The following is a 19,194-nucleotide window of genomic DNA, read 5'->3' as shown; positions in this document are numbered from 1 at the left end:
CTAGAGGCCCGAGGGCCAGGTCTCGGGGACTTCTTCGTGATGCTGCCAGTGGGCGGTGACGTCGAACGGCTCGACGGCGGTCGTCTCGTCGAGATGGAACACCGCATCGAACTGCGCGCCCAGCGACGCCTCGAAGTAATGGCTGGCCAGTTCGGTTTCGGGACGGTAGACGACGCCGATCGCGCGCTCCAGCATCGGAATCGACAACGCCTCGCGCAGGGCGCCTCGCAGCGGCAGGAAAAACCGGTCGCGGCCGCTGCGCCGGAACAGGTGCTCGACGCTGTCGGGGTGCGCCGGCCGTACCCAGCGTCGCTCGGCCGGCGCGTCCCAATCGCGTGCGGCGGTGACGTGGCCGGTGTAAGTGGTGAATCCGACCAGCAGGGCCTGCGCATCGCCTGCCTGTTCGCGTACCAGCTGGCCGACGTTCCATTCGCCGTGTCGCCCCATCTCGGTGGCGCGCGCATCGCCCAGATGCGAGTTGTGCGCCCAGACGACGATGCGCCCGCGACGCCCCTCGCGGCGCAGGTGCGCACGGAGTGCCAGCAGGGTCTCGACCATGTGCGTGTCGCGCAGGTTCCAGGTATGCACGCGACCGCCGAACGTCTCGCGGTAGTAACGCTCGGCGTTGCGCACGACGTGTGCGTTGCGCTCGGCGAAGAATTGCGCATCGCGCGCGCCACGACCGTCGTCGGTCACGTACGCGGGACCTGAGCGTAGCAAGTCGGTCAGCAGCCGGGTGGCTCCGTCGCGACAGCTCGGCCGCAGGCCGTGCGCGGCCTCGTAGGCGTACTCCTGCGGCTCGCGCACGTGATCCAGGCACGCGTAGACGCGGCGCGCCACCGCCGCCTGGTCCGGATCGACGTCCTCCAGATAGGCGATCACCGCCTCGGCCGAGCGATAGAGGCTGTACAGGTCCAGGCCGTAGAAGCCCACGCGCGCGGTCAGTGGCCTGGATGCGTTATGCGCCCGCAACCACGCGACGAACGCGCGCACATCATGGTTGCGCCACATCCAGGTCGGAAACCGCTGGAAGTCGGCAAACGCCTCATCGAGGGCGTCATCGTCGCTGCCGTGGACGTAATGATCCAGGCGCAGCGCATCGGGCCAGTCTGCCTCCACCGCGACCGCATCGAAACCCTGCTCGGCGATCAGCCGGCGGGTGATGGCGGCGCGCATCGCGTAGAACTCGTGGGTGCCGTGGCTGGCCTCGCCCAGCAGCACGAAAGCGCGATCGCCGACCATCGACAACAGCGCGTCATAGTCGCGGTCGCCGTCGCCCAGCACCTGCGAGCCGGCGCGGAGCAGGTCCATCGGTGGCGGGGAACGCGTCGTCATGCGGACAGTTCTTGCATGCCGGGGATGCCGGTGCGAACAGGATCGCGCCGCACCCGCGACCGGAGGTTGACGAAGATCAATACCGGCCGTCATGACGGTGGAACGATGTCCGTACGCACCCGGGCGAATCCCGCCGGAGGGCCCATGGACGCATTGCTGCCGTTCCGCGACCGCGCCGAGGCCGGCAGACGCCTGGCCGCGGCCTTGTCCCGTTTCCAGGGCACTCATCCGCTGATCCTGGCAATCCCTCGCGGCGCCGTGCCGATGGCGCGGATCATCGCCGATGCGCTGGACGGCGAACTCGACGTGATCCTGGTGCGCAAGCTCGGCGCCCCGGACAACCCGGAATTCGCCATCGGCGCCATCGACGAGCGCGGCGAACTCATGCTGGACGCGGCCGCCGTGGAATGGTCGGGCGCCGACCGCGATTATCTGCAGCGCGAAGCCAGTCGCCAGCTCGCCCTGATCCGCGAGCGGCGCAGCCGCTACTGCGGCGGGCGGCCCGGCCTCGCGCCCGCGGGCCGCACCGTGATCGTGGTGGACGATGGGCTTGCCACCGGGGCCACCATGCTCGCGGCGCTGCGCGCGGTGCGGGCGCAACATCCGGCGCATCTGGTCTGCGCGGTGCCGGTCGCTGCACGCGAGAGCCTGGCGCAGGTCGGCCGGATTGCGGACGAAGTGGTCGCGCTGGCCGTGCCGCCGGCGTTCGGCGCGGTGGGGCGCTACTACCAAGATTTCCACGGCGTTGAGGACGATGAGGTCATGGCCGCGTTGAGCGGCGGGATGGGCGCGCAACCGGTGCCGGAATACACCGTGCATCTGCACGCCGACGGTCACGTTCTCGATGGCGATCTGAGGTCGCCGGGCAGCCCCAAGGGTCTGGTGGTCTTCGCCCACGGCAGCGGCAGCAGCCGCCACAGCGCTCGCAACCGGTTCGTCGCCGAGGCCCTGAACCGGCGCGGCTTCGCAACGCTGCTGTTCGACCTGCTCACGCCGCAGGAGGACCGCGATCGTGCGGCGCGCTTCGACATCGCGCTGCTCGCACGCAGGCTGGAGGCGGCGCTGGACTGGGCGCGGGACGAGTCGGCACAGCGCGATCTGCCGATCGCGCTGTTCGGGGCCAGCACCGGGGCCGCGGCAGCGCTGGTGGTCGCGGCACGACGTCCGGGCGATGTCGACGCCGTGGTTTCGCGGGGTGGTCGCCCCGACCTGGCCGGCAAAGAAGCGCTGTCGCGGGTGCGCGCACCCACGCTGCTGCTGGTGGGCGGTGCCGATCAGGAGGTGCTGGCGCTGAACCGTGCCGCGCTGGCGCTTATCGGCGCCCGTGCCGAGTTGATCGTGGTGCCCGGGGCGACGCATCTGTTCGAAGAACCTGGCGCCCTCGCCCAGGTGGCCACGACGTCGGCGGAGTGGCTGGCACGAGTGTTGTCGCAATCGCGGCACCGGGGCGCCTGATGTCTGGCGCGGATCTGCGCGAATGGACTTGCACGCAATCGCGCAGATGATCGCGCGCACTTCGCAGCCAACTGTGGCGGGCCGCAGTGCGCGTTACCCGCTGTTGCTGCTCGCAGCGTACGCCGGCTGGTGGGGGATGCTGGCGCTCGCGCCCTGGTACCGGCAGGACTGGCTGCTGGAGAACCTGCTGGTGTTCGTTGCGGTGCCGCTGCTGGTTTGGTCGTACCCGCGTTTGCGACTGTCGGATACTGCGTATACGTGCCTGTTCGCGTTCCTGTCGCTGCACGCAGTCGGCGCGCATTACACCTATTCCGATGTGCCCTACGACGGCTGGGCGCAGGCGCTGACCGGCCATACCGTGAGCGAGGCGCTAGGACTGCAGCGAAATCATTTTGACCGGCTGGTGCACTTCCTTTATGGCCTGCTGGTCACACCCGCAGCGATCGAACTGCTCGACGCGCGCGCTCCTCAACGCGGCGTGTGGCGCTGGCTGGTGCCATTGCTGTTCATGGTGTCGCATTCCACGATCTACGAGCTTGTGGAGTGGGGCGCCGCCGCGGTCTTCGGCGGCGATCTCGGCCAGGCGTATCTCGGCACCCAGGGCGATATCTGGGACGCGCAGAGGGACGCGGCGCTGGCGGCGGCGGGAGCCGGGATCGGGGTCGTTGCAGTTCGATGGCCGCGTGCGCGATGGGCGAGGCGCGCCTGATCACGCCTGCAGGATTCCAGAATTTTCTCCCGCCATACCTGCCTTGCAGGTCGTGAAGACGGTCGGCATGCCGGCTAATTCAACGGGTGACGAGCACGGCCACCGTGCTGACGGCCAGGACCTTGGTGACCACCGATCCGAGCACCAGTCCGGCCAGTGCGCCGTGACCGTGCGAGCCGATCACGACGAGGTCGTAGCCCTCGTCGGTCGCATAACGGGCGATACGCGGACCCGCTTCGCCGACCTTCATGACCGTTTCATGCGGGATCTCCGCATTTTCGAGCAATTGGGTGGCTTGAAGGAAAGCCATCCGGGCGTTGGCCTCGTGCGCCTGTTGCACGCCCAGCGTGCCCAGCACGGTCTGGGCGCGCTCGACGAGCGGGGTATCCACGTAGACCAGGGTCAACGTGGGGTCGGCACCGAACATGCCGCGGTGCTTGATGAGGTAGTGCACCCCGCTGAGGCTGCACTCGCTTCCGTCTATGGCCAGTAGGATCTTCATGGGATGTCCTGGGCGATGCATCGTGGCGCCGGCTCGGGCGGGTGCACGGAAGTCTGCGACAGGCGCTGATGAGCCCGGTTGATCTGGGTCAACGCGAGCGCCGGACAACTGCGACAGCGCCATTGAGTTCGGCCCGCCTGTCGCGCAAACGCGGGCCACCGCTGGTGCTTACTGCCGGGTTCAAATCGTCGGCGAACCGCAATGTACCGATGGAGGTCAGGCACAGCGCAATGACCGGCATGTCGGCGCGTTGGCGCCGGGCATATCGAGACCTCATTCGCCGCGCACGCGCCGCCGATCGCGCACCGTGTCTCCCGGGTACACGATCACCTGGTCCCCTTCGCGCAGCCCTGCTTTCAGTTCCGCCGCGTCGTCGCCCATGCGGCCGATCGTGACGTGCCGCAGGCGCGCACGTCCTTCTTCGACGGCGTAAACGGCCCACCGTGCGCCATCGCGGAACAGCGCTGCGGTCGGAACCGATAGCGCATCGGGCGACTGCCAGACGATGAACTCCGCTTCCAGGCGAAAGCCGTCACCGAGTCGGACGCGCGCGGAAGCGGGATCTTGCAGCGTCATCACGACCAGCACGCGCTGCTCCTCGACGCCGAGCGCGGATACCTTGGTGAATCCGCCGGGCTCGACCGTCTGTACCCGGCCGCGCAGGGGCGCATCGCCGCCCCAGCGGGTCAACTGCACCGGGGTTCCAGGCGAAAGCCGGACCGCATCGGTGGTGAGCACCTCCGCGATCACCTCGATCGCCTGGGGATCGCCGATCTCGAGCAGCGGCTGGCCTGCCTGCACGGGGGTGGCGCTCTCCACCAGGCGTCGCACGATGCGGCCGGCCACCGGCGCCGGCAGCTCGACTCGCGCGTCGCCGCCGGGAGCGCCCTGCAACGCCAGCACCGCACGCGCGGCATCGCGTTCGATCCGAGCGCTCTCGCGCTGTGCCCGCGCGCTGCGCAGGGCGGCTTCGGCGGATGCCGCGCCCGCGCGGATCGCATCCAGGTCGGCGCGCGCGATCAGGCGGTCGGCCGCCAGCGCTGAGGCGCGGCGAAGCTCGGCGCGGCTGCGGGTCCGTTCGGCTTCGGCCGCGACGATCGCCGCTGAAGCCGCGGCTTCGGCCTGCATGGCCGAACTGACGCGCGCTTGCGCGTCGGCACGGCGCATGGGGTCGAACAGGGATGCGCGGGCCGGCACCAGCACCGCGACCGTTTGCCCGGCCGCGACGGCGTCGCCGGGTCGCAGCACGATCCGTTCGACCACGCCCGGGAGCGGCGCGCTCACCATCCAGCGATCGTGCAGCCGGGTGCGCGCCTCTTCGTTGAAGCTCACCGTCAGCGGACCACGCGCGATCCGCGCCGTTTCCACTGGCAGTGCGCGCGGCCAGAACCCCCATGCGGCGATGCCGACGACGACGGCCAGCAGCAGCCAGAACAGCTGCCGACGAGGTACGTGATTGGCGGATGCGGTCATCTCATCACCTCAGTCGCGCGCCTTGAGCACGCCGATCAGATCCAGGCGCCGGACGCGATGACGCACCAACAGTGCCGACAGCGCCGCTGCCAGCACGGTTGCGAGCCCGGCAATGGCATACGTGGGCGGGCTCACATAGTGCGGCACACGGAACAGGTCGGAGTCGAAACCGAGCACCATCAGCCCGATCAGTGCATGACCCAGGGCGAATCCCAGCGGCAGCGCAAACGCAGTCAACAGCGCCAGCTCGCCGAGCAGCAGATACACCACTTCCGGGCGGGTGAAGCCGAGCACGCGCAGGCTGGCGAGGTCGCGGGCGCGTTCGGACAGGGCAACGCGCGCGCTGCTGTAGACCACGCCGGAGGTGATCACCACACCGAATGCAGTCGCCACCAGGGTGAAGACCAGGATCATCGACGCCATGTTGTCGTAGAAATTGCGGATCGCGACCATGCGCTGCTCGATGGCCGCGACCTGGGGGCGCCGCTGCAATTGCGCGAGCAGCGATGGCAGGTCGTCGGCGTCCACCGCCATCGCGACGCCGGACATCCGGTCGCCGTCGCCGAGCAGGCGGTTGAGCGCATCCAGCGGCAGATAGGCCTGCACGCCGAACGGCTCGCCGACCAGTCCGGCCAGACGCAACCGCAGGGTGCGACGCCGGCCTTCGAGGGTCTGGAATTCGAGCAGGTCGCCTGGTTCGGCACCGAGCATCTGCGCCAGGCGGTCGGTGACGATCACCCCACGCGGTGGCGGCTGGATCGGACGCTGCCGCTCGTTCAGCGCACGCCGCAGCCTGGCGCCGTCCGGCAGGCCAATCACCGCAGTGCGATGGCTGGCGGCGCGATAGCGCACGATGACCGCTGTGGCGCGCTGTGGCTCTATGGCGACGACGCCCGGCAGCGCGACCAGTTCCGACAGGGCGCGCTGCGATACGGGCTCCACGAACGCCACGTCCAGGTCCTGGCGACTGGCGAGGCGAAACTGCTGGTCCACCATCAGGCCGATCGCATCGCTCTGGAAGCGCCCGAGCATCATCACCGCGGTGCCCAGCGACAGGCCCAGACAGGTCAATGCCGTGCGCATCGGGCGCCGCAGCACGCTGCGCGCGATCAATCGGTGCGGCGCGCGCAGGCGCCGGAACAGCGCGTGGCGATCCAGCCGTCGCGCGTCGCCCTGCGCCGGGGGTGGGGGGGGGGGGGGGCGCCCGGGGGGGGGGGGGGGGGGGGGGCGCCCCCCGCCCCCCCGGGGCGGGGGTTTCGGCGCGCATCGCCTCTGCGGGGGGCAGGTGCGAGGCGCGCCGAACCGGCAGCAGCGCGCCGGCCAGCGCGCTGCCCAGACTGACCGCGAACGCCAGCCACAAGGTCGGGACGGGAATCGTGAAGTCGAGATAGGGCAGGCGGTAGAAGTCGCGGTACACGTCGGCGAGCAGCGATCCGAGCCAGGCGCCGAGCGCGATGCCAAGCAGCGCGCCCAACAGGCCGATCAGCGCGGCGTAGCCGGCGTAATGGCCTGCGATCTCGCGCTGGCTGTAGCCGAATGCCTTGAGCGTGCCGATCTGCTCGCGCTGGCCCGCAATCACACGGGCCAGCACCACGTACAGCACGAACGCGGCGACCCCGAGAAACACCCCCGGGAACAGTTGCGCCATCACCGTGAGCTGGCGGAATTCTTCCTCCAGATAGCGGTGCGAAAGCTGGTCCTTCCGCAGGATCGCGCCGGTACCGCCGTAGCGTGCCAGGATGCGATCGACGGCGACCAGGACCGCCGCGCCGCTCGCACCCGGCTGCAGCCGCAGGGCGACGTTGTTGAAGGCATCGCGCAGGTCGATCGCGGTTTCCAGCGCCGGACGCGGCACCCACACGATCGCGTAGCGCAGGGGGTCGGGGAACGAAGACTGCGGTGCCAGCTGTGCGACGAACTCGGGCGACCCGGCAATGCCGACGATACGGAACGCCCCCCGGTGCCCATGCAGGGTCAGCACGATCTCATCGCCCGGGCGCAGGCCGTGCGCCTCGGCGAAAGCATCGCTGATCGCAAGGGTGTCGCGCTCGTCGCCCCTGGGGGCACGGCCGTCGATCACATGCAGGCGGTCGAGCCTGGACTGCCCGTATTCCGGAATGCTCACCGCCTGGATCTGGACGGGATCGGCGAAGCCCTCCACCTCGCCACGGCCGAACGCGACCACGCGCGTGTCGACCGCGGCGACGCCTTCGATCCCGCGCAGCCGCGCGGCCATCGCTTCAGGCGCGCGCTTGAGCCCGGCGAAGACGTCGGCAAAGGCCTGCTCACGGTAGTAGCGGTCGCGGCTGCGCTGCAGCGAATGCAGCGTGGCCATGGACATGATCAGCATGGCCACGCCCACGGCATTGACCAGCACGATCGCCAGCACCTGGCCACGCAGGTGCCACAGGTCGCGCAGGCGCTTGCGTCCCAGCGCGCTCACCACGACAGTTCCCCCGCGCTCACGCGTGTTTCGTTGCGCTGCTCGCGCGCGATCCGTCCGTCGGCGAGATGCAGCACGCGATCGGCCATGCGCGCGATGTCGGCGTTGTGGGTGATGACCACGGTGGTGGTTCCGAGCTCGCGATTCACCGTTTCCAGCGCCTGCAGCACGCGCACGCCGGTGATCGAATCCAGGGCCCCGGTGGGCTCGTCGCAGAGCAGCACGTCCGGACGCTTGGCGATGGCGCGCGCGATCGCAACGCGCTGCTGCTCGCCGCCCGACAGCTGGGTCGGGAAGTGATGCAGGCGCTCGCCCAGGCCGACCTGCGCCAGGGCGTCTTCCGGCGCCATCGGCGCGCGCGCGATCTCGGTGACTAGGGCGACGTTCTCCAGCGCGGTCAGACTCGGGATCAGGTTGTAGAACTGGAACACGAAGCCGACGTGCTCGCGCCGGAACAGGGTGAGCGCGTCCTCGTCGGCGCCGTCGAGGCGATGATCGCAGTACCAGACTTCTCCAGAAGTGGGCACGTCCAGCCCGCCTAGGATATTGAGCAGGGTCGACTTGCCGCTGCCGGAGGGACCCAGCATCACCACGAACTCGCCACGGTACAGGTCGAGGTCGACGCCACGCAGCGCCGGCACGTCCACTTCGCCCATGCGGTAGATCTTGGTCAGGCCGCTCGCATGGAATACCGGAGCGGCCGCGCTATCCCGCGGATCCCGCGTATCGCGATCGGGCGTCCGCTGCTCCATCGTCGGCGTCAGGTTTCGGGCAGGCTGCCGCTGGCGGGAGGTTGAACCCTTGCCCGGTCGCGCTCGATCCGGACATGATCTTCGAGCTGCCGGCGCATTGCTTCGAACGCATCGTGCGCCGCCAGGTAAGGATCTTCGTGCCGTCGGTCCGGGAGTGCGACGTCACCGGCCTCGAAAACGCGACCCGGCATGGTCAGGCGGATGCGGACGAGATAGTGATTGCCCTGGCGGTGGCGGTTTTCGTTGCGCCGGACGGTCACGTCGCAAGCCTGGAGCCGCGGTGCGAACCGCGCAAGCCTTGCGGCGTGGCGCTGGATGTCTTCGCGCAATGCGGGCGAGGGCGACATGCCTTGGAAGGCGACCGTGGTTTCGATGGACATGAATACGTCCTCGCTGATCGGGATTCCAGCCTAAAGGCGCCAGCCATCGGGACTTTGATCCAGATCAGGCCTGAGCCGCGGCCCGCGGCGCCGGCGCGTGCGGATCATTTGATCCTGATCAAGGTGCGCGCCGCGGGCGGGGCTAGGTTGGCCATGTTCCGTAGCAATCCGTGCCGGAACTCCTGACCCCCCGCATCCAGAGGAGTTTTGCCATGACCAGTCTGACCCGTTGGAACCCGTTCCGCTCCCAGCAGCGCTTCGATCTGGTGAGCGATGTCGACGATCTGTTCCGCAGCCTGTCGTTCCGGCCGACGCTGCGCGACTTCGAGGCGTCGCCGGAGATCCGCATGAACGTGAGCGAGGACGAGAAAGTCTATCTCGTCTCGGCGGAGATCCCGGGCGTCAAGAAGGAAGACATCGAGATCTCCGTGGAAGGCAACCAGGTCACCATCCAGGCCGAGGTCAAGCGCGACGAAACCCGGGAAAGCGCCAAGGAAATCCACAGCGAGCGCTTCATCGGCAAGTCCTACCGCGCGTTCACGCTACCGCAGGAGATCGACAGCAGCGCGTGCGAGGCGAAATACGACAACGGCGTGCTGACGCTGAAACTGCCCAAGAAGTCGAACGGGCACAGCACCCGCGTGGCGATCAACTGACATCAGGCCGCCCGCCAACGCCGCCTCCGGAGCACCATCGGCAAAATCACGAGGAGCCCGACATGCATGCCATCATGAACCGTTGCGGCGCCTTTGCCGTATTGTTCGCAATTCTCGGCCCTGTCGCAGCGCAGGAGCCGGCGGAGCCGGCGCCGCAGGAAGATGTTTCGTCCACTGCGGGCGGGCGCGAGGAGATGCGCAGGGAAGTCGAGGAGGCGGCACGCGCGATCGAAGCCTATTCGCTCGCGCGTCGCGACGAGGCGCAACAGCGCGCCAGGGCCGCGATCGATGCCATGGATCGGCAGATCCAGCAGCTGCAGGACGATCTGGATCGCGGCACGGAGCGTATGAGCGCCGCCGCGCGCGCCAACCGCGAGCGGGCGATGGCGGATCTGCGCGCCCAGAGTACGGAGCTCTCCGCCCGGTATCGCACGATGCAGGACAGCTCGGCTGACGCCTGGAGCCGGATCAGGGACGAGTTCGTCAGCGCCTATCGGCGCATCGCCGAGGCCGTGCGCCAGGCGGGCGCCGAATCCGACACGCAGGAGCCCGCGGAAGAGAAACCTGCAGAAGAATCCAGCCCTTCCCCTTAGGGCGATGACACTTGAGGAAGCGACGCCATGATGCATAGAGACGCAACGCGACTGAAACGGGATGCGCAGAGGGTGTTCGAGGACTTCGAACGGATCGTCGGCGAGATTTCGCAGAGCGGCGAGGAACGGGCCGATGCGACCGCCAGGCAGCTTCGCAATGGTGCAGACCAGATGCGCGATCGCCTGATCGACATGGGAGAAAGCGCGGTGGTACGGGCGCGACGCGCCGGCAGGCATGCGCGTACCTATGCCCGCAACCATCCGTGGACGACGGGCAATGTCGCTCTGGCGGCCGTCGCCGTCATCGCCATCGGCCTGCTGGTTCGGCGACGTCGGGGCTGACCCCGCTTATCCTCCAGCGCCGGGCAACTGGTCAGGCCACGCTTTCCGATGGAATGAATGCAGCCGACTAGCTCCGATGCCGCCTGCGGGAGGCGAGAAACGGCCTCGGCGGAGCCCGCAGCAACAGCGCGCATGCCGGGCCTATGACGAGGACATGGATCATCAGCAAAGCCACCAGCCATTCACCGCTGGCCTGCTGCTCCGGCGCTGCGCTCAAGGGGATGACGATCCAGTTCAGAAAGGCGAAAGCGAGCACGCCGTAGGGCAGGGCCCAGCGCAGGGGATGGCTTGCGATCGTGCCGAAGTGCCGGCCGAGCCAGCGGTAGGTCGCAATCTCGACAACGGCTGTCGCGTAAAGGACACCTATTCCAAGCAGGACGCCCCAGCCACCAAGCGCGCGCGCGGAGTCGACTCCCACGACCCAGGCCGCCGGAGCGCGTGCGACTGCTTCCAGGGATACCCCCAGAACACTCCAGTAAATGCCGCACGCCCACAGGTCCAGGCAGGCGACCGCGGCGGCAGCCAGGGGCAGGGGCAGGGCCAGTGGAATGGCGGCTCGGGGATGAGAATGCGGGATCGTCGCGCTGCGCATCGTTTTCACCACAAGGGACGGGATTGGCCCCATCCCACCGCCAAAAACTGGACCTGGCAAGGTCCGATGCAGGTGAATCGAATGGAGCCAAATCCGAGCGCCCTTGCGTCGGCCTGGCCATCCACTGCAGGGCAGGCGGACATCCGACGAACCGCCCCGGTATCCGGAAGAACCAGACAAGGACGCCGCCAAGTTGCGTATTTGTCAGTGGCGTTCAGACCAATGCGCGATACGAAAAACGCCGGAGCAGTACGCTTCCACGGTTGGCGGCGTAAATGCCCACCTTGAGGCTGAGAAAGCCACCGAAGACGTTGTGGTGGATTCCCGAGACCTCCATGCGATGGCCATGCTGGACCCAGGTCTTGCCTGCATCGTGCGAGTAGTGACAGGTCACGATATGCCGGTCGTTGGTCAGCCGGATACGCACGTTGCGCGTCGGCAGCGATTGCCGCATCCACGGCTGTTCTTCGGCGAACTGGTAGGTCCTCATTTCGGTGGGCGTGAAGCCCACTCCGACGAATGCCTTGTGGTTATAGAACAGCAGCAGCCCACCTTCGGCCCCGTCGTCGAGTTCGAGCGTCGCCTCGGCGACGTAGGCGCGGTCGCCGACGATGCACGTAAGCGGCGGGCTGTCCACCGGAGAGCGACCCTTGGCGGCGATGCGCAAACCTTTGGACTCGTAGCGAACCCGCTGCCTCTCATCAGGCGCGGGATCATGGAAGCTCCACTGCACCCCGAAGCGGTCGGCGCTGAAATCGTCCGACAGGGCGAAGCCGGAGGCGCCGGCGCGGCCGCCCTTCGGCTTGGGCAGGGGCCGGGAAAGATCGCCACCCAGCGCCCGGAACCAGCCGTCCCCGGTCCATTCGATGGGCTCGAGCAGGGTCTGCCGTCCGAGCGTGCGGAAGCCGTTCTCGTAGCCGTGGTAGATCATCCACCAGTCGCCCGCCGGTCCTTCCACCAGCGACGCATGTCCGCGCGACCACCACGGTTCATCGGCGGACTGCGTGCGGACCAGCGGATTGTGCGGGCAGTGTTCCCAGGGGCCGTGGATCGATCGGGAGCGCGCCGCGATCACCATGTGTCCGGTCGGAGGGCCGGCAGTACCGCCCACGGCAGTCACCAGATAAAACCATTCCCCGTGGCGGAGCAGCTTCGGGCCTTCGGGCGCGAAGTTCTCCACGATCCAATCGTCGGGATACCGCCATGGGCTGTAGGCCGGTTCAAGCGCGCCGTCGGTTGCCAGGCCATCGTCGGTCAGGCGGATCTTGCGGATGCCGTTGACGAACAGATAGCGCTTGCCGTCCTCGCCCACGACATGGCCGGGGTCGATGCAGCCGTGGATCTTCAGGTCGACCGGATCGCTCCACGGCCCGCGGATGTCGTCGGCCCAGATCGCATAGATCGACCAGCCCTTTCCGTCAGGGTCGGCGGGGACGTAGATGAAGTAGCGATCGCCGTGCTTGCACAGGTCGACCGCCCAGACCACGCCGAGCGATTTGGAGAGGGCCGCCGCAATCGGTGCCCAGTTCACCAGATCCGTGGAATGCCAGATCACCAGGCCCGGATACGAGTAAAAGGACGAGAACGTCATGTAGTAATCGCCACCGTCCTTCAGCACGGTGGGATCGGGATGGTCGCCGGCTACGATCGGGTTCAGGAAGGTTCCGTCGCCGCGGTCGGCCTTGCGCTGATCTTCGATGCCGGTTCCCCAATGCGGGGCCGGGTGACTGTCCGCCCCGTTGCGGACGCGGTCCGCTCCCCGGGCGAAGGGCGCGGATACGGCGCCCGCCAACAGCGCCTTGAAGGCAGCGCGACGGGTGGTGGTCGCCATCTTCAGTGCGAATCGCGCGGCACATCGGCGCCGCTGCCACCGACCAGGATGTCCAGGTCCGCGCCGAGGTGCGCCTGTTGCACGTGGTCGATATAGAGCTTGGCCCAGCCGCGCTCGGGCGCTGGAGGCGGCGTCCACTGCGTACGACGCACGGCAAGTTCGTCTTCCGACACCTCCAGGTGGAGGCGGCGCCCCGGTACATCGAGTTCGATGATGTCGCCGTCGCGGACCAGGGCCAGGTTACCGCCGGCGGCCGCCTCGGGCGAGGTGTGCAGCACCACGGTGCCGTAGGCGGTGCCGCTCATGCGCGCATCGGAAATGCGCACCATGTCGGTGATGCCTTTGCGCAGCAGCTTGGGAGGCAGCGGCATGTTGCCGACCTCGGCCATGCCCGGATATCCGCGCGGCCCGCAGTTCTTCAACACCATGATGCTGTTTTCATCGATTTCCAGCGCCTCGTCGTCGATGCGCGCCTTGAAGTCCTCGATGTTCTCGAACACCACCGCTGGGCCACGGTGGCGCAGCAGTGCCGGCGATGCGGCCGAAGGTTTGATCACCGCGCCGTCCGGAGACAGGTTTCCGCGCAATACCGCGATGCCGGCTTCGACCCGGATCGGATCGGCCAAGGGCCGGATCACATCGTGGTCCCAGCACGGCGCATCGGCGATGTTATCGCCCAGGGTCCGGCCGTTGACGGTCAGGCAATCCAGGTGCAGGTGACCGGCGATTTCGCGCAGCAGCGCGGGCAGGCCACCGGCATAGAAGAAATCCTCCATCAGGAACTGGCCCGATGGCTTGAGGTTGAGCAGGCACGGCAGCTTGGACCCGAGTTGGTCCCAGTCGTCGAGGTCGAGGGGTACGCCGATGCGACCGGCCAGGGCGAGCAGGTGGATCACCGCATTGGTCGATCCGCCGATCGCGGCATTGGTCTTGATCGCGTTCTCGAAGGCGCTGCGGGTCAGCACCTTGGACATGCGTAGATCTTCGTGAACCATCTCCACGATGCGGCGGCCGGTGAGCTGGGCCAGGCGCGAGCGGCGCGAATCCACTGCCGGGATAGCGGCGTTCTCGGGCAACGACATGCCCAGCGCCTCCACCATGCTGGCCATGGTCGAAGCCGTACCCATGGTCATGCAGCTGCCTGTGGAGCGCTGCATGCAGGCCTCTGCCTCGATGAACTCCTCCTGGGTCAGGGTGCCGGCGCGGACCATCTCCGACATGTGGATCACCCCGGTGCCCGAGCCGATCGGTTTGCCGCGCCAGTTGCCCGACAGGGAGGGACCACCGGACAAGCCGATGGAGGGCAGATCGACGCTGGCGGCGCCCATCAGCAATGCAGGCGTGGTCTTGTCGCAGCCCATCAGCAGCACGACGCCATCGATCGGGTTGGCGCGGATCGACTCTTCCACGTCCATGCTGACCAGGTTGCGGAACAGCATGGCGGTGGGCCGGACCTGGGTTTCGCCCAGCGACATCACCGGAAATTCCAGCGGAAAACCGCCGGCCTCATACACCCCGCGTTTGACGAACTCGGCGAGTTCGCGGAAATGGCCGTTGCAGGGGGTCAGTTCCGACCAGGTGTTGCAGATGCCGATGACCGGGCGGCCATCGAACATGTCATGCGGGTTGCCGGCGCTCTTGAGCCAGCTGCGGTAGTAGAAACCTTGCTTGCCTTCGCGCCCGAACCAGGACTGGCTACGCAACTGCGGCTTTTTGGGAGAACCCATGCAGGCGGCATTCCTCGAGCTGGACCGTGAATTGACCAGGCCAGCCCTTTGGCCGATCAGGCGGCGCTTTGCGGCTGCGATGCTACCGGGCATATTCATGCTGTAAAAATGCCAAATCAAAGCCAATCGATATCTGTTTACATATATGTCATCCGGATCCAGTACCCCACGACGAGGCGAAACATGAGTACAGAAACAACTCCATCCCTCGCTGCGCAGGGCAGCGGAGTAGGGGAGGGTGCGATCTATCCGGATCTGGCCGGCCGGCCGGTTTTCATCACCGGCGGCGCAACGGGGATCGGGGAATCGTTGGTCGAGGGCTTTGCCCGGCAGAGGGCGCCGGTAGCGTTCGTCGATATCGACGAGGCTGCCAGTCGTGCATTGGCCGAGCGGCTGCAGGCACAGGGCCTGGCGTCGCCCTGGTGGCGTCGCGTCGACGTGACCGATGTCGATGCGTTACGTCATGCAGTGCTGGATGCCGCGACCGCATTGGGCGATTTCCATATCCTGGTCAACAACGTGGGCAGCGATGATCGTCACCGCCTGGAAGAGGTGACGCCCGACTACTGGAACCAGCGGGTGGCGATCAACCAGCGCGCGGCGTTCTTCGCCATCCAGGCCGCCGTGCCGGGCATGCGTCGACGCGGCGGCGGTACGATCATCAATCTCGGCTCGACCGGTTGGCAGAGCAAGACCGGAGGCTATCCGGTGTACGCCACGGCCAAGTCGTCGGTGAATGGGCTCACCCGCGGCCTGGCCCGTGAGCTCGGTGCCGACCGCATCCGCATCAACGTGCTGACTCCCGGCTGGGTCATGACCGAGCGCCAGGTGACCCTGTGGCTGGATGCGGCCGGCGAACGCGACCTGCTGCGCAACCAATGTCTGCCGGACAAGGTCATGCCCGGAGACATCACCGCCATGGCGCTGTTCCTGGCCTCGGATCAGGCCCGCGCCATCACTGCGCAGGAGTTCGTGGTCGACGCGGGCTGGACCTGAGCGCGCAGTCCCGGCGATGCCGTGGCTGCGGCCGCGATCTCATTCCTCGAGCCTGCGCGAGGACAGATCGACGCCGTACACCGGCACAGCCGCGGCCTTGAGCGCCTGCAACATGATCTTGGCTCCGGGCGAGAGCAGCCAGTCGTTACGGGTGATGATGCCGAAGTAGTCCATCCGGCACGAGAGTTCCACCGGTACGGTGGCGACGATGTTGTGCTTGGCGTAGTAGCTGGCGACATCGGTGGGCACCACCGCGATGTAGTCGCTTTCCTCCAGCATGCGCGGCAGGAACGCAAGCGCCGAACTCTCGATGATCCGCTTGGGCGGCTCCAGTCCGGCGCTCTGGAACATCAGCTCGAAGCGATGGCGCAGCACGCTGCCGGCAGGCGGCACGATCCAGCCGGCAGCTGCCAGTTCGGCCAGCGAGGGTTGTTCGATTTCCAGGATCGGATGGCGGGGACGGACGATGGCCGAAACATGTTCCTCGGCCAGCGCTTCGTAGTGCAGGTTGCGTTTGTCGTGGCGGGCGAAAAGACGCGCGACGAGGATGTCGAGCTTGTTCTGCGACAGCATCTCCAGCAGCACATCGCTGCTGTCCACCAGCAGGGTGACGCGCAGCAGCGGATGGTCGCGGGCCATTTGCACCATTGCCGCCGGCAGCAGGTTCATGGCCGGTCCGGTAATCGCGCCGACGCTGACGCTGCCGTAATAGCCGGCCTTGAGCGCCTCGATCTCGGAGCCGGCTTCGCGCAGGCTGGACAGGGCGATGCGCGCGTGGCGGATCATGGTCTCGCCATACCAGGTCGGCTGCATGCCGCGCGGCAATCGCTCGAACAGCGACACGCCCATCGTGTCCTCCAGGTCCTTGAGCAACTTCGACGCCGCCGGCTGGGACATGTTCAGCGCATCCGCTGCGCGCTGGGTGCTGCCTTCTTCGTCGATCGCGATCAGCAGCATCAGCTGCCGGGCCTTGAGGCGGGCGCGCACGAACCAGGGGGCGCTTTGGGCCACGAGGTTTCCCTCACCTATACAAATGTGTATATATATTAATCACAGAAACAGAGTTGTTGTATATGGATAGTGCCGGCAGAGTACGGGCTGGCCGGACTTCCCCGCGAGGAAGTGCGTACCGCACCGTGATCACGACTGCAGGCGGAGCAATGCGACTGATCCAGCTAATTGACGATGCCGGGGAATCCCGGGTCGGTGTGATCGACCAGGACGGAGCCCGCGTGCGCCTGCTCGAGAGCTCCCGGACGACTTACGCGCTGGCCACCGCAGCCATCTTGGCCAATCGCAACCTCGAACAGCAGGCTGCCCAGGAGCAGGGCGACGAATCGCTGGATTATGCGGAGCTGCTGCGCGAGGGTCGGGTGCTGACCCCGCTGGCCCATCCCGATCCGGCCCATGTACGCGTCACCGGCACCGGCCTGACCCACCTGGGCAGCGCCGCCGCCCGCGATGCCATGCACCAGAGCCTGGCGGACCATGCCAACGCCGGCACCCTCACCGATTCGATGAGGATGTTCCAGTGGGGCATGCAGGACGGGATTCCACGCCAGGGCCGCCCGGGCGTGCAGCCGGAATGGTTCTACAAGGGCGATGGCAGCATGGTGGTGGCCCCGGGCCAGGCCCTGCCGTCGCCTGATTTCGCCCTGGATGGCGGCGAGGAGCCGGAGTTGGTCGGGCTGTATCTGATCGGCCCGGACGGCACCCCGCATCGCCTGGGGTTCGCGGTCGGCAACGAGTTCTCCGACCACATCACCGAGCGCCAGAACTATCTGTATCTGGCCCATTCCAAGCTGCGCGCCTGCGCGATCGGTCCCGAGCTGCGTACCGGACCGCTGCCGCGCGACCTGCGCGGCACCAGCCGCATCCGCCGCGGTGACACGGTGGTATGGGAGAAGCCCTTCCTCACCGGCGAGGACAACATGTGCCACTCGCTGGAGAATCTGGAATACCACCATTTCAAGTACGCCGCGCATCGCCGTCCGGGCGACGTGCACCTGCATTTCTTCGGCACCTCGACCCTGAGCTTCGCCGACGGCATCGCCGTACAGCCCGGCGACTGCTTCGAGATCGACTTGCCGGCGCTGGGTGCGCCTCTGGTCAATCCGCTGCGGACCGTAGCGGCCGGTTTCATGCTCGGTGGCGTACGGCCCCTCTGAGCATGGGCGCCCGTATGACGCAGCGTTTTCAGTGTTGCGAGTTCGGCATGCGCGCGGGTCCGCACGCGGCGTCCGCTGGCCGCAAGGTCTCAAGTCCCAGGCCGCGAGCGCATGGTCGCTATGCTGTGAGATTGCTAACAAAGTTCAAGACAGCCTGTATTCCGGCCTGGGCCGGGTAGACACACCAGGATGGGTTGGAAACCTTCCTGGCCGATGCGACGGGCAGCGCCCGGAGCGGATGGGTCGAACAACCAGAACGGGAGGAGAGGGATGCAACGAGGATTCATGCTGGCCGCCGCACTGTCATGCGCGGCGATCATCGGCGGGTGTTCGCGCGACGCGGGCAGCGAGCGCGATGCAGCGCCGGTCGTTGGCTTCAGCCAGATCGGTGCCGAGAGCGAGTGGCGCACCGCCAATACCGCGTCGATCAAGTCGTCGCTGGCCGAGGCCGGTATCCAGCTGCGTTTCTCCGATGCGCAGCAGAAGCAGGAAAACCAGATCAAGGCGTTGCGCTCGTTCATCGCCCAGCGCGTGGACGTGATCTCGTTCTCGCCGGTGGTCGAATCGGGTTGGGAAACCGTGCTGCGCGAGGCCAAGGCGGCCAATATCCCGGTGATCCTCACCGACCGCGCGGTCGACGTTTCCGACGACTCGCTCTACGTGACCCTGATCGGCTCGGATTTCGTCGAGGAGGGCCGCAAGGCCGGCCGCTGGCTGCTGCAGGACACGCCCGCAGGAAGCGGAGAAGTGCGCATCGTCGAGCTGCAGGGCACGGTGGGTTCGGCGCCGGCGATCGACCGTATGGAAGGATTCCATGAGGTCATCGACAAGGATCCGCGCTTCAAGGTGGTGCGCTCGCAGAGCGGCGATTTCACCCGGGCCAAGGGCAAGGAAGTGATGGAGGCGTTCCTCAAAGCCGAGGGCTCGAAGATCGACGTGTTGTTCGCGCACAACGACGATATGGCGATCGGTGCGATCCAGGCCATCGAGGAGGCCGGGCTGAAGCCTGGCAAGGACATCAGGATCGTTTCCATCGATGGCGTACGCGGCGCGTTCAAGGCCATGGAAGCGGGCAAGCTCAACGCCACGATCGAATGCAATCCGCTGATCGGCGACCAGCTGGTCGATGCGGTCAAGGCCGTGCTCGAGAAACGCCCGTTGCCCAAACGGATCCTGGTGGAGGAGGGTGTGTTCACCCAGGACCAGGCCGCTGCGGCGCTGCCAGGCCGCAAGTACTGAG

At 67.3% G+C, this 19,194-nt stretch carries 18 protein-coding genes and 1 pseudogene; 8 read left to right on the top strand and 11 right to left on the bottom strand.

Annotation, left to right across the window (positions count from 1 at the left end; translation table 11 throughout):
* Positions 1–1,335 (bottom strand): erythromycin esterase family protein, encoded by a 1,335-nt coding sequence (locus MC380_RS04520; RefSeq protein WP_242103837.1) that lies wholly within the window; start codon positions 1,333–1,335, stop codon positions 1–3.
* A gap of 144 nt (positions 1,336–1,479) precedes the next feature.
* Here MC380_RS04520 and MC380_RS04515 point away from each other — a divergent pair, with 144 nt between their 5' ends.
* Positions 1,480–2,790 carry an alpha/beta fold hydrolase gene (locus MC380_RS04515; RefSeq protein ID WP_242163273.1) on the top strand — a complete coding sequence of 437 codons (1,311 nt, stop codon included), beginning with the start codon at positions 1,480–1,482 and terminating at the stop codon, positions 2,788–2,790.
* Positions 2,791–2,812: 22 nt separating this feature from the next.
* Positions 2,813–3,499: a DUF2238 domain-containing protein gene (locus MC380_RS04510; protein ID WP_242103839.1), complete on the top strand. Its 687-nt coding sequence runs from the start codon at positions 2,813–2,815 to the stop codon at positions 3,497–3,499.
* Between the two features lie 79 nt (positions 3,500–3,578).
* Here MC380_RS04510 and MC380_RS04505 read toward each other — a convergent pair whose 3' ends face one another.
* From MC380_RS04505 to MC380_RS04480, 6 genes and pseudogenes are all read right to left on the bottom strand, one after another.
* A complete protein-coding gene (locus MC380_RS04505) occupies positions 3,579–4,001 on the bottom strand; it encodes a universal stress protein (RefSeq protein WP_242103840.1) in 423 nt (140 codons plus the stop codon).
* A gap of 273 nt (positions 4,002–4,274) precedes the next feature.
* Positions 4,275–5,474, bottom strand: a complete 1,200-nt coding sequence (locus MC380_RS04500) for an efflux RND transporter periplasmic adaptor subunit (protein WP_242163271.1) — start codon at positions 5,472–5,474, stop codon at positions 4,275–4,277.
* 9 nt (positions 5,475–5,483) lie between these two features.
* Positions 5,484–6,557, bottom strand: a complete 1,074-nt coding sequence (locus MC380_RS04495; protein ID WP_242103842.1) for an ABC transporter permease — start codon at positions 6,555–6,557, stop codon at positions 5,484–5,486.
* A 253-nt stretch (positions 6,558–6,810) separates the two neighbouring features.
* Positions 6,811–7,809: pseudogene (locus MC380_RS18000) on the bottom strand (ABC transporter permease); the annotation flags it as partial.
* 104 nt (positions 7,810–7,913) lie between these two features.
* The gene (locus MC380_RS04485) at positions 7,914–8,669 is read right to left on the bottom strand and encodes an ABC transporter ATP-binding protein (protein ID WP_242103847.1); all 756 of its coding nucleotides are present in this window, start codon (positions 8,667–8,669) and stop codon (positions 7,914–7,916) included.
* A gap of 8 nt (positions 8,670–8,677) precedes the next feature.
* Complete coding sequence (locus MC380_RS04480) at positions 8,678–9,049, bottom strand: HPF/RaiA family ribosome-associated protein (RefSeq protein WP_242163269.1); 372 nt, start codon at positions 9,047–9,049, stop codon at positions 8,678–8,680.
* A 212-nt stretch (positions 9,050–9,261) separates the two neighbouring features.
* On the opposite strand from MC380_RS04480, the gene MC380_RS04475 reads away from it, so the two are divergent.
* The 3 genes from MC380_RS04475 (at position 9,262) to MC380_RS04465 (ending at position 10,640) form a co-directional block, all read left to right on the top strand.
* On the top strand, positions 9,262–9,705 hold the full coding sequence (locus MC380_RS04475) for an Hsp20/alpha crystallin family protein (protein ID WP_242163268.1): 444 nt from the start codon (positions 9,262–9,264) through the stop codon (positions 9,703–9,705).
* 62 nt (positions 9,706–9,767) lie between these two features.
* Entirely contained in the window at positions 9,768–10,298 is a 531-nt protein-coding gene (locus tag MC380_RS04470; protein ID WP_242163266.1) for a hypothetical protein, read from the top strand.
* A 27-nt stretch (positions 10,299–10,325) separates the two neighbouring features.
* Positions 10,326–10,640: a hypothetical protein gene (locus MC380_RS04465; protein WP_242163264.1), complete on the top strand. Its 315-nt coding sequence runs from the start codon at positions 10,326–10,328 to the stop codon at positions 10,638–10,640.
* 67 nt (positions 10,641–10,707) lie between these two features.
* Here MC380_RS04465 and MC380_RS04460 read toward each other — a convergent pair whose 3' ends face one another.
* From MC380_RS04460 to MC380_RS04450, 3 genes are all read right to left on the bottom strand, one after another.
* Positions 10,708–11,232: a hypothetical protein gene (locus tag MC380_RS04460; protein ID WP_242163262.1), complete on the bottom strand. Its 525-nt coding sequence runs from the start codon at positions 11,230–11,232 to the stop codon at positions 10,708–10,710.
* 214 nt (positions 11,233–11,446) lie between these two features.
* Positions 11,447–13,063 (bottom strand): family 43 glycosylhydrolase, encoded by a 1,617-nt coding sequence (locus tag MC380_RS04455; RefSeq protein WP_242163260.1) that lies wholly within the window; start codon positions 13,061–13,063, stop codon positions 11,447–11,449.
* Between the two features lie 2 nt (positions 13,064–13,065).
* Positions 13,066–14,790 carry an IlvD/Edd family dehydratase gene (locus MC380_RS04450; RefSeq protein WP_242163258.1) on the bottom strand — a complete coding sequence of 575 codons (1,725 nt, stop codon included), beginning with the start codon at positions 14,788–14,790 and terminating at the stop codon, positions 13,066–13,068.
* Positions 14,791–14,973: 183 nt separating this feature from the next.
* On the opposite strand from MC380_RS04450, the gene MC380_RS04445 reads away from it, so the two are divergent.
* Positions 14,974–15,786 carry an SDR family oxidoreductase gene (locus MC380_RS04445; RefSeq protein WP_242103855.1) on the top strand — a complete coding sequence of 271 codons (813 nt, stop codon included), beginning with the start codon at positions 14,974–14,976 and terminating at the stop codon, positions 15,784–15,786.
* A gap of 39 nt (positions 15,787–15,825) precedes the next feature.
* Here MC380_RS04445 and MC380_RS04440 read toward each other — a convergent pair whose 3' ends face one another.
* Positions 15,826–16,797 carry a LysR family transcriptional regulator gene (locus MC380_RS04440; protein ID WP_242103856.1) on the bottom strand — a complete coding sequence of 324 codons (972 nt, stop codon included), beginning with the start codon at positions 16,795–16,797 and terminating at the stop codon, positions 15,826–15,828.
* A 149-nt stretch (positions 16,798–16,946) separates the two neighbouring features.
* Here MC380_RS04440 and araD1 point away from each other — a divergent pair, with 149 nt between their 5' ends.
* Together araD1 and MC380_RS04430 are read left to right on the top strand one after the other, a co-directional pair.
* Positions 16,947–17,954 carry an AraD1 family protein gene (gene araD1 / locus MC380_RS04435; protein WP_242163257.1) on the top strand — a complete coding sequence of 336 codons (1,008 nt, stop codon included), beginning with the start codon at positions 16,947–16,949 and terminating at the stop codon, positions 17,952–17,954.
* Between the two features lie 270 nt (positions 17,955–18,224).
* On the top strand, positions 18,225–19,193 hold the full coding sequence (locus MC380_RS04430) for an ABC transporter substrate-binding protein (RefSeq protein ID WP_242163255.1): 969 nt from the start codon (positions 18,225–18,227) through the stop codon (positions 19,191–19,193).
* The last annotated feature ends 1 nt before the right edge of the window (position 19,194 follow it).

Origin of the sequence: Lysobacter sp. M15 (genome assembly GCF_022662515.1) — a bacterium.
Lineage (GTDB): Bacteria > Pseudomonadota > Gammaproteobacteria > Xanthomonadales > Xanthomonadaceae > JAKPBU01.
This window is presented reverse-complemented; position numbering and strand designations above follow the sequence as displayed.